The organism is Deinococcus apachensis DSM 19763 (genome assembly GCF_000381345.1).
Taxonomy (GTDB): domain Bacteria; phylum Deinococcota; class Deinococci; order Deinococcales; family Deinococcaceae; genus Deinococcus; species Deinococcus apachensis.
This window is the reverse complement of record NZ_KB906434.1, coordinates 1-10,252: the sequence shown is the minus strand read 5'-3', so window position 1 is coordinate 10,252 and position 10,252 is coordinate 1. Positions and strand designations below refer to the sequence as shown.

General features: G+C 70.1%; 9 protein-coding genes. 8 read left to right on the top strand and 1 reads right to left on the bottom strand.

The annotated features are described in order from the left end of the window. Window positions 1–371: 371 nt before the first annotated feature. The gene (locus F784_RS0121725) at window positions 372–794 is read right to left on the bottom strand and encodes an AbrB/MazE/SpoVT family DNA-binding domain-containing protein (protein WP_019588809.1); all 423 of its coding nucleotides are present in this window, start codon (window positions 792–794) and stop codon (window positions 372–374) included. A gap of 149 nt (window positions 795–943) precedes the next feature. Here F784_RS0121725 and F784_RS27675 point away from each other — a divergent pair, with 149 nt between their 5' ends. The 8 genes from F784_RS27675 to F784_RS0121685 form a co-directional block, all read left to right on the top strand. Continuing rightward, window positions 944–1,435 carry a site-specific integrase gene (locus tag F784_RS27675; protein WP_019588808.1) on the top strand — a complete coding sequence of 164 codons (492 nt, stop codon included), beginning with the start codon at window positions 944–946 and terminating at the stop codon, window positions 1,433–1,435. Beyond that, window positions 1,428–1,688: a tyrosine-type recombinase/integrase gene (locus F784_RS27670; protein ID WP_019588807.1), complete on the top strand. Its 261-nt coding sequence runs from the start codon at window positions 1,428–1,430 to the stop codon at window positions 1,686–1,688. Before F784_RS27675 ends, F784_RS27670 begins: the two co-directional genes overlap by 8 nt. 279 nt (window positions 1,689–1,967) lie before the next feature. Next, on the top strand, window positions 1,968–4,838 hold the full coding sequence (locus F784_RS24265; RefSeq protein WP_281166740.1) for an ATP-binding protein: 2,871 nt from the start codon (window positions 1,968–1,970) through the stop codon (window positions 4,836–4,838). Between the two features lie 173 nt (window positions 4,839–5,011). Next, window positions 5,012–5,149, top strand: coding sequence for a hypothetical protein (locus F784_RS26500; protein ID WP_019588805.1), 138 nt, complete (start codon window positions 5,012–5,014; stop codon window positions 5,147–5,149). Between the two features lie 51 nt (window positions 5,150–5,200). After that, window positions 5,201–8,434 carry a LamG-like jellyroll fold domain-containing protein gene (locus tag F784_RS25000; protein ID WP_020700650.1) on the top strand — a complete coding sequence of 1,078 codons (3,234 nt, stop codon included), beginning with the start codon at window positions 5,201–5,203 and terminating at the stop codon, window positions 8,432–8,434. Between the two features lie 324 nt (window positions 8,435–8,758). Continuing rightward, window positions 8,759–9,202, top strand: coding sequence for a YdeI/OmpD-associated family protein (locus F784_RS0121695; RefSeq protein WP_019588804.1), 444 nt, complete (start codon window positions 8,759–8,761; stop codon window positions 9,200–9,202). Beyond that, window positions 9,202–9,615: a VOC family protein gene (locus F784_RS0121690; protein WP_019588803.1), complete on the top strand. Its 414-nt coding sequence runs from the start codon at window positions 9,202–9,204 to the stop codon at window positions 9,613–9,615. The genes F784_RS0121695 and F784_RS0121690 overlap by 1 nt, the downstream gene beginning before the upstream one ends. 116 nt (window positions 9,616–9,731) lie before the next feature. Beyond that, on the top strand, window positions 9,732–10,252 hold a 521-nt coding region (locus F784_RS0121685), incomplete at its 3' end, for an IS6 family transposase (protein ID WP_019588802.1).

The window sequence follows — 10,252 nt, the reverse complement described above, 5'->3', positions numbered from 1 at the left end:
GTGGTACCGGCACATCACGTTAGCCATGCTCGCCCACGCCTTTCTGACCGTGGTCACGGCCCGCGAGAAAAAGGGGGGGAGGCGAGTGACGAAGACCTCATCCCGTTGACCGTCCCCGAGGTGCGACGTCTCCTGCTCCTGGTCTTGCCTCAGATCACGTCAAAGGCCAGGGTGTGGAGCTGGTCGTGGTGGCGACGCCACCACCAGGCACAAGCCAAACGCAGTCACATCCGCCGTCAGCAACGCTGGCTCTCCTCCCACTAACTGCGGCTGTAGTACTAATGGGCCGTCAAGAACGGTCTGTCACCGTCAGGCTGCTGCAAGCACCGCCAGGAGGAAGGGCTCCTTGACAGACCAAAGTTGACGGCCCACTAAGAAGTTTCCCCCCGCCGCTCAGCCTCATCGAACTCGTCGTAGCCGCGCAGGTCGCGCATCACCTCGGAGGTTGGGCGCCGGGGCGCGGTGCCCAGCCGGGCAAAGTCCACAAGCATCCGCTGGGCCAGCCACGCCACCCGATCTACTCCTGGCGGCACCTCCTCCAGCACGGTGCGGACGCGGCGCGGGTCGGGCGGGACGACCTCGACGTGGAGAGGAACGAGCTTTTGGCTATGGCCATAGGCAGCGGGCCTCCACGCGAGCAGGTGAGCGCGGCCTGGGTACCGCCGCACCGTCCGCCTCCCGCGCCCACGCAGGGTCAGCTCCACCTCGTCGCCATCGCGAATACCCAGCGCCTGCGCCACGTTCTCCGGAATCTCGGCGTGACCGTCCCGAACAACCCGCACCTTGACCCTCATGGGGAGAGTATGCGCCCCGCAGTCCTCAGGGTTTGGTGTGAGCCTCCCTGGTCTCCGGGGCTCGCGCGTTGATGGCTGTACCCGTGGCCCTCCATTCATGCCCCAGTGGGGGAACAACCAGACGCTTCTCGAAGTCCCTCCTGCACCAGGTGCGGGTCATCCTGCGTCAGGCCCTGCAGGAGGCCGTGTTCGACGAGATCGTGGCCCGGAACGTGGCGGAGGTGGCCAAGCTCCCCAGCTTCAGGCGGGGGAAGACGGCCAGGGCGCTGGACGCCCAGGAAGTGGAGGCGTTCATGAAGGCAGCGAGGGAACACCGGCTGGGCGTTTTGTTCGCCTTCGTGCTGGCGACTGGGCTCCGTCGGGGGGAGGTCTGTGCCCTGAAGTGGACGCACCTCGACCTGACGAAGGGCCTGCTGCCGGTGCGGGAGAACATCACGGTCGTGAACGGCAAGGCCACGCTGGGGACTCCGAAGACGGAATCGGGTGTCCGGGACCTGAACTTCGCGCCGGAGACGGTCGCGCTGCTCCGCGAGCACCTGCACGATCAGGGGGGTGATCGGACGGGGCACGTGTTCACGAACGTGACCGGACTCCCTGACCAAGCCAGCGGGAAAGATCGCCAGGCAGGCGGAATTGGGTGACGTCCGCTTTCACGACCTGCGGAACACATATGCCAGCCTGATGTTGAGCAAGGGGGTGCCGATGGAGGTGGTGAGCGAGAAGCTGGGGCACAGCCGCCCCAGCACGACGGCCAGCATCTACCGCCACATCTTCGTCGAGGAGCACGAGCGCCACACCTTCGCCCTGGGCGACCTGCTCACCCCCAAGCCGCTCAAGATCAGGAGCGCGGCCCGGCGGGTAGAAGAGGTGCGGGACGAAGAACCTGCGGCCTGAATGGATACCGGGCGCACGGGCCCTCGGGAGGGAAGCCAGCTCCTAACCGGGCTCCTCCCGAGAGGAGCCTGAGGGCCTTTCCCCTCCCTTCTCACGGGTACCGAGTGGTCTCGGTCCAGGTCGACCCAACGCCGGTGTGCTGTGCTGGGCGCTGGACGCCTTACACTGGCTCCAGCCGATGAGGTCAAGAGGCCCAGAACGTGTCCGGCCGGGCATTCGATGCACCGGGTGCAGAGGGCTCACCCCTGGACTCCCGTTGGAGGAGGTCGGGTGAAGGGCATGGAGGGGCACCTGCGGGTGCTGGGCGCCGCGTCGGTGGAGGTGAACGCCCACCCCCAGCCCCTGGTGGCCGAGGCCCCACTCTGGCTGGTGACGCTGCTGGGCTGCCACGAGGGGCCCGTGACCCGCCCGGAAGTGCTGGCGCTGCTGTACCCCGACCAGGACGAGGCGGTAGCGCGCAACCGGCTGCGCAATCTGCTGCACCGCGTGCGGCACCTGCCCTGGGGTGACGCGGTGCGGGCGGAGCGGGAGACCCTGCACTGGAGCGGCTGGGCTGATGTGCGCACGTTTCGGCAAGCCTGCGGCTCGGGCCATTGGCCCGCCGCCCTGAAGTTGTACCGTGGCCCCCTGCTCGAGGGCCTGCGCCCAGCCGGGCTGCCCGAATTCGAGGCCTGGCTCGATGCCGAACGCGACGACCTGCACGGCTTGTGGCTGGAGGCCCTGCTCGGCCAGGCCGCCGAGTTGGAGCGCGCGGGCCGGGCCGCCGAGGCCCTGGGGTGGCTGGAGCGGCTGCTGAACGCCAGCCCCTATCAGGAGGACGCCGTGCAGGCGGCCCTACGCTGCGCTGGCCTGCTCCGTGACCCGGCGGAGGCCGAGCACCTCTACGCCCGCTTCCGCACTGTACTCGGGCGCGAGATGGGCCTGGCCCCCAGCCCGGACACCACCCGGCTGTACGAGGCCGTGCGGAGTGGGACTGGCCCGGCGTGGTCACAGGGGCGCCCCGCCGTGACCACACCGCTCTTCGGCCGGCACGGGGAATTGCAGTGGCTCGGGGAGCGCCTGGACGACCCGGGTTGCCGCCTGCTGACCGTCACGGGTCCCGGGGGGGCGGGCAAGACCCGGCTGGCCCAGGAGGCCCTGCGACTCGCCGCGGATCCCCGCGTGGGCCCGGCGCTGTTCGTGCCCCTGGAAACGGCGGGATCGGTGGCGGAGGTGGTTTCGGCGCTGGCGACCGCCCTCGGTCTGGCCGTGGGCGGCGCCGAGCCCCCGGAGCGGCAGGTGACGGACGCCCTTCAAGCCGGGCCGGCCCTGCTGGTCCTCGACAATCTCGAACACCTACTCGCCGCGCAGGCCCGCGCGGACGTGCTGGCGCTGCTGATGGGGCTGCTGGAGCAGGCCCCCGGCCTGAGGCTGATCGTCACCTCGCGCGTTCGCCTGGGCCTTCAGGCCGAGTGGGTGCTGGGGCTGGGCGGGCTGGACTTTCCGGCGGTGCCCGACCTGGCGGCGGCGGCGGGCGCGGGCGCGGTGCGGCTGTTCGTGGAGCGCGCTCGCCGCGTGCGGCCGGGACTCGCGCTGAGCGCCTCCACCCTGCCGGACATCCTCGCGGTCTGCCGCCTCACCGGGGGTCTGCCGCTCGCGCTGGAACTCACCGCCGCCTCGGTGGGCACCCTGGAGCTGCGGGACGTCGTGACCGAGTTGGAAGCAAGCCTCGACCTCGCCGAGGACGGCGGCCCCGACCGGCCCGAGCGGCACCGCAGCCTCAGAGCAGCGTTCGAGCAGTCCTGGCGGCTGCTGGGAGAGCCCGAACAGGCCCTGCTGGCCCGGCTGTCGGTGTTCAGCGGGGGCTTGGACCTGGCGGCAGCCCGCCCAGTGGGGGGCGTGGGGCTGCGCCCCCTGCTGGCCCTGGGCGAGCACTCCCTGCTGCACCGTGACGGCGAGGGCCGCTACACCCTGCACGCCGCCATCCGGCAGTACGCCGCCGAGAAGCTGGAGGGCCGGCCCGCCGACCAGGACGCCGCTACCCGGGCGCACACCGCGTGGTTCGCCGACCTCGCCCTTCGGGCGGCCCCCGAACTCCACGGACCGGACCAGCAGCGGTGGCTCGCCGCACTCCAGACCGAGCACGACAACCTGCGTGCGGCGCTGAGCCGCCTGCTCGCCGCTCGTGACGCCGCGCAGGCCCTAGAGGTCACGGCGGCCCTGCACTGGTTCTGGTACGTCCGGGGCCACCACCGCGAGGGATACGCCGCACTCACGGCGGCGCTGGCGCTGGGGGGAGAGCCCGCGCCGCGGGCCGCCGCGCTCTCCCGCGCTGCCGGGCTGGCCCGCGATCTCGGCGACTACGCCCGGGGGGGCGAGTGGCTCCAGGAGGCCCTGTCCCTGGCGCGGGCCGCCGGGCGCCCGGAACTGGAGGCCGAGGCGCTCCACGGTCTGGGGCTTCACGCCCGCGAACTCGGACGGTTGGAGGAGGCGCGTCCCCTCTTTGAGGAGGCGGGGGCCATTCAGCGCCGCTTATCAGGGTCCTGGGGCCTGGCGACCACCCTCAACGACCTGGGCATCATGTGGGCGATGGGGGGGGACCCCACGCGTGCCCGGCCGCTGTTCGAGGAGAGCCTGGACCTCAAGCGCCGCATCGGGGACCGCCAGGGCGTCGCCTACGCCCTGGCCAACCTGGGCAACGTCACCGACGACTCCGCCGAGTTCCGCCGCCTGACCGAGCAGAGCCTGGAGATCAAACGCGAACTGGGCGACCGCCAGGGTGTAGCCAATTCGCTGTTCAACCTCGCCGACCTGCACATCGGCGCTGGGGAGCTGGGCACGGCCCGCACCCACCTCGCCGAGGCCCTGACCCTGTTCTGGCAGCTCGGGCGCAAGCGGAGCGTCGCCATGACCCTGCTGGAGTTCGCCAAGCTGACGGCCGCCGAAGGCCGGGCGCAGACCTGCCTGCTCCTGGCCGGGGCTGGGGCCGCTCTGCTGCGTGCCGCGGGTGTTCCGGCCCAGGGCGTGGAGATCGGGGACGTCCTGGCGGGAGCCCGGGCCGCGGCGGGTGAAGAGGCCGGACGCTGGGAGGAGGCGGGCCGCCTGCTGCCCCTGGAGGAGGCGGTCCACCTCGCGGTCGGCGATTCCGCCCCCGGCACGGTCCCGGCCTAAGCCCCCAGCAGGGCGCCCCCACTTTCCCAACTCCGGAGGGTGGGTCCCACCGCCCCCCAGCTAACGGCAGCTAACGGACCCCTCCTACGCTCTGCCCATTCCGGTCGGTGACCTGGCTGGAAAGACCCCTGGGCGGCCCGACTCGTCGCGCCCCGGGGACCAGGAGAGGGCCCATGGACCTGTTGAATGCCGACCACCATCGCCGCCGCCGCACGGTTCCCCGGCCCGGGGCGCCCCCGCCCCCCGCGTGGTACCCGCCCTGCGCCCTCGACGATCCGCTGTACCGGCTGCCCCGCCCGCTCATCCGCTGAAGGCCCGTTGCCCGGCCACTCGCCCCCGCCCACGATCCCCGGAGGACTGCCATGAACCGTCACCTGCGTTCCGCCCTGCTGACCACCCACCTTCGCCTGCCCGTCCTCGCCAGCCCCGCGGGGCTGACGCTCGCCGCCCTCGGGGTCGGGGGCCTCACGGGGTGCGGCTCGCCCGCGGCGTCCACACCCGCCCCGACCCCGGCGCCCACCCCCCAACCCGGCGCCGTGGCCGCGCCCACCCATTTCAGGGTCACTGCGAGCAGCGCGTCGAGCGTCACGCTCGGTTGGGACGCGGTGACGGGGGCTGCGGGGTACGTGCTGGAACGCAAGACGGGGAGCGGAGCCTTCGCGGCGGTCGCCACCCCGGCCGGGACGGCGACGGGCCACGAGGACAAGGGCCTGACGGCTGGCACGACCTATGTGTACCGCCTCAAGGTCAAGACCGCTGCTGGCGAGAGCGACTACGCGCCCGAGGTCCAGGCTGTCCCGAGCGCGGTCGGTGCGGACACCGACGGGGACGGTATCTCCGATGCCGCCGAGGTGGCGGGCTACGACGTGACGATCAAGGAGGCGGGGGTCGAGAAGAAGACCTATCACGTCACGAGCGACCCGGTGAGGACGGACACTGACAACGACGGGCTGAGCGACGGCCAGGAGCGGGCGCTGTTCACCGATCCCACCAAGGCGGACACCGACGACGACGGGCTGAGCGACAAGGACGAGGTCAACGTCTGGGCCAGCAAGCCGAACGACCGTGACTCGGACGGGGACGCGCAGGGGAACCCGGCGTTGTTCGACGGGCAGGAGGTGAACACCTACGGCACCTCGCCCACCCTGAGCGACACCGACGGGGACAAGTACAGCGACTACACCGAGATCATCGACCGTGGCGGCGCGTACCACCCCCTGATCGCCAACACGCCGCGCCTGGAACTGTCGGTCGCCACCGCGCCCAGCATCAGCCTGAACGTCGTGAACACCCAGGACAGCTCCAAGAACGTCACGCACACCGCGTCCCTGGCGCTGGGCACCCAGGACAGCCGCAGCGCCACCGACACCCAGACCCAGCGGGTGAGCGCCGAGCTGAGCGCGACCGTGGGAGCGGAGGTGAGCGGCGGCACCGACGGCTTCAACGCCAAGGTCAGCGCCTCCGTCACGGCCACCGCTGGCTACGGCTACGAGAAGACCGCCGCCTACACCACTGGGTCGGTGAGCAGCGCCCAGAAGACCGCGGAGGACGCCCTCTCGGAGAGCAGCGGGGCCAGCACCACCCTGTCGGGCGGCAAGTTGACGGTGGGCTTCCAGGTGAGGAACGCGGGCGACGTGTCCTTTAACCTGACCGACCTCCAGGTCACCGCCCTGCGGCGCGACCCGGCCAATCCGGGCCGCTACGTGGTGCTGGGCACGATGACGGGGGCCAGCGTGGGGGGCGGCGTGGCGCTGAGCAGCGGCCAGGCCACCGGGACCCTGGGGGCGTCGCTGGACCTGACGTCCGACGAGGCGCTCGCCCTGATGGGGCGGCCCCAGGACCTGCTGTTCGAATTCAGTTCCTACAACCTGCTGGACGAGGCGGGGCGCAACTTCGAATTCCTCAGGGAAACCACGAATGCCCAGACCGCCCTGGTAGTGATCGACTATGGGAACGGCGACATCGTGCGCCAGCGGGTCGCCACCAATGTGCAGCGCGCGGGAGGCCAGATTGCGGGCGTGCGGCTCTCCAAGGTGCTGGGGGACATCCTGAAGCTGCCCTACACCACCTCCACCGGGACTGGAGGCGTGCCGGTGCTCAAGACCCTGCGCGACAACGGCCCGGCCTTCACGGGCGACGTGACGAGCGGGGCGGCCGACCACTCGTTGTGGGCGGCCATCGGGTCCAGCAACCTGAACATCGCCCCGGGCACGGGCTTCGGCGACATCGTGCTCACCCAGAACAGCGAGATCCGCCTCGTGCGCCTGCAAGACCGTGACCAAGACGGGCTGCTGTCGAGTGACGAGTACCTGTACGGCACCGACGACGCGAAGGCCGACACCGACGGCGACGGGCTCACCGATTTCCAGGAGGCCAAGGTAGGCTGGGACGTGGTGACCGCCGGGACGGTGAAGGGCTACCCCCGCCGCGTGTACGCCAACCCAGCGGTGAAGGACACCGACGGCGACGGGCTGGCCGACGCCCAGGAGAAGACCGCGGGCACCGATCCCCAGAACCCGGACACCGACCGGGACGGCGACGGCGACAAGACGGATCCCAAGCCGCTCGACCCGACGGTCACATCCAACGTGGCCCCGGTGGTCACGGGCCTGACCCTGGTGGCGGGCACGGTGGGTACCCCCGAGCGCCTGAGCGTGAGCGGCACCGCGAGCGACGCCAACGGCAACCTGAAGTCGGTCCTCGTCGACTGGGGTGACGGCAGCGCCCCGAGCACCGTGGCGGCGGGCGCGGGCACCTTCGGCGTCTCCCACGACTACGCGGCCAGCGGCCACTACACTGTCCGCGTGCGCGCCACCGACGCGGCCGGGCTGACGAGCGAGGCGCTGTCCCGCGGCGCCGACGTGACCCACTTCGGCACCGAATTGAAAGCCCACTACGTCCTCGACAACTCGGCACGCGACCTTGGCCCGAGCAACCTCGGGGGCAACTTGGCCGGAAACGGCTGCTACGCGGGCGTGACGGACCGCTGGGGCGTGACTGGGCAAGCGACCCTGTTCAACGGGCCTGGCCCCGCTGGCTGCGGGGGCAGCGCGTCCGGAGGCATGACGACCTCGTCAAGCCTGAACGTGCGCGCGCCCCTGACGGTGAGCTTCTGGATCAAGCCCGACGCCGACCACGTGGGCCAGGACAGTTGGCTGGTGGGGCAGCGGGGCGGGGCCGCCGCCGCGTACCTCGGCTCGGTGAACGGGCACGCTGGCACCAGCGGGCGGGTCAGCTTCGCCCTGGCGGGCACGAACGCGGGTTCCAGCGTGGGCGACCTGAGGGTCACCGATTCCCAGCCCATCTCGACGACCCGGTGGACGCACTACGCGGCGGTGGTCACCCTGAACACGGGCAGCACGACCCTCACGCTGTACCGTGACGGCCAAGCGGTCGGCACCCTGACCCGGGGCGAGACGTACGCCCTGTCCACCAACAACGCCTGGACGGTGGCCGACGCCCAGGGCGGCTCGAACAACAATGCGGGGAGCAGCCCCTACTACGGCGCCTTCGACGACCTGCGCTTCTACTCCCGCGCCCTCGCCCCGTACGAGATCGACGCGCTGAGCCGCCTCGACCGCTTTCCTAAACCCTGAACCTAGCTCCACTTGCTGCGGCCCGCCTCAGAGATCAGGCGGGCCGCTTGGTATGCATCGTTGGCACGACTGGGCCGACGAACTGCGCGGGTTCCAGAATCCGACCCTGATCGTCGCCGCGGACGCCGACAGTTTTGCGCCTGCTCACGCCACCGGGTTCTTCGCAATGCTGGGGGTGGCCTGCAGGACGCGGGCTGAGACGGCTCTGGCCGAATGGCGCACCGCCTTGCTACCCTCCCCGGTGGAACCCACTATGGCATCCTGCAGTCGCCCCGATTGCTGCCCCCCGCCACCGCTTTTCTGGACGCCCCGTAAAGGAGACGCATGCCCAGCTTAGAAACGACCCTGAGACAGGAACGTCAAACGGCCACCGGCATCGAGGTGCCTCCGGAGGTTGTCGCAGCCCTGGGTACTGGGAAGAAGCCAGCGGTGAAGGTGACCCTGAACAGTTATACCTACCCCAGCACCGTGGCCGTCATTGGCGGCGGGTTCATGGGGCCTGTCAGTGCCGAGCACCGTCAGGGCGCCGGAGTTCAGGCAGGCGATCATGTGAGCGTGACCCTGCAAGTGGACACTGAATCCCGCGAGGTCGAGGTGCCGGACGACCTGCAAGGGGCGCTGAACGCCAACCTCACGGCCCTGGAGCGCTTCGGACAGCTCTCCTACAGTCGACAACGCCAGCATGTCCTGGCAGTGGAGGGCACCATGAACCCCGAAACCCGTCAGCGGCGCGTGGAGAAGGTCATTCAGACATTGATGGAGGGCTGATGGACTGGACGCTGGAGGTCGTGGTGGTGCCGGTGAGCGACGTGGAGCGCGCCCGCGCCTTCTACGCCGATGGCCTCGGCTTCGCGGTGGATCACGACACGAGGGTGAGCGAGACCCGCCGGATCGTACAGCTCACCCCACCGGGGTCCGGGTGTTCCATCGTCGTGGGCACGGGACTGTCGTCCATGCGCCCGGGCTCACTTCAGGGGCTGCAACTGGTGGTGCGGGACCTGCGGGCCGCGAGGACCCAGCTCCTCGAACGCCACGTGGAGGTCGGCGAGATCCAGGTGCTCGGGCCGACCGGGGCACGCCCGGCCCAACCGGGGGAAGACCTCGACAACGTCGGCTTTCTCTTCTTCAACGATCCTGACGGCAATGGCTGGGCGGTCCAGCAGATCAGCGCTCGCCGCTAGCGTGGTGAACCGAAGAACGTCATTGGCGGCGTTCTCCCTTGGGTACAGCTTGCAGGCGACGAAACGAGCGCTGGAGGGCCGGTTCTGGCAAGTTAAACCGGGTAGGCTGCTGAGTTGTGTCTGGTCGGAAGCCGTACCGCCACCGTTTTCCCCTGAGCATCATCGGCCACGCCCTGTGGCTGTACCACCGTCTCCCGCTGAGCCAGCGGGATGTCCAAGAACTCCTCCATGAGCGCGGCATCATGGTCAGTCTCGAGACCGTGCGGCAGTGGAACATCAAGTTCTCTCCGTTGCTCACGGAAGAATTGCGGCAGCGCGAACCCCGTCGAGGTTCGCGCTGGTATCTCGACGAAGTGTGCGTGTCTGTCGGAGGAACCAAACATTGGCTGTGGCGTGCGGTGGATCAGCACGGGGCGGTGCTCGACGTCCTGCTTCAGCCGCACCGGGACACGCAGGCGGCCCGTGTGTTCTTCACTCGGCTCCTTGGTGAGGACGCCACGCCAGAAGTCATTCACACCGACCAGCTCTGGAGTTACGGTGCAGCGATTCGGGAACTTCCAGTGCTGCAGCAGGTAGGGCATATTCGAGTGGCCTCAACGGAACGGTGGAACAACTTGATCGAGCAATCGCATCGCCC

Bases quoted from the DNA above. Each gene is read 5' to 3' on its own strand.
- F784_RS0121725 (WP_019588809.1), bottom strand. From the start codon at position 794: ATGAGGGTCAAGGTGCGGGTTGTTCGGGACGGTCACGCCGAGATTCCG.
- F784_RS26500 (WP_019588805.1), top strand. From the start codon at position 5,012: ATGGACCTGTTGAATGCCGACCACCATCGCCGCCGCCGCACGGTTCCC.
- F784_RS0121695 (WP_019588804.1), top strand. From the start codon at position 8,759: ATGCCCAGCTTAGAAACGACCCTGAGACAGGAACGTCAAACGGCCACC.
- F784_RS0121690 (WP_019588803.1), top strand. From the start codon at position 9,202: ATGGACTGGACGCTGGAGGTCGTGGTGGTGCCGGTGAGCGACGTGGAG.
- F784_RS24265 (WP_281166740.1), top strand. From the start codon at position 1,968: ATGGAGGGGCACCTGCGGGTGCTGGGCGCCGCGTCGGTGGAGGTGAAC.
- F784_RS25000 (WP_020700650.1), top strand. From the start codon at position 5,201: ATGAACCGTCACCTGCGTTCCGCCCTGCTGACCACCCACCTTCGCCTG.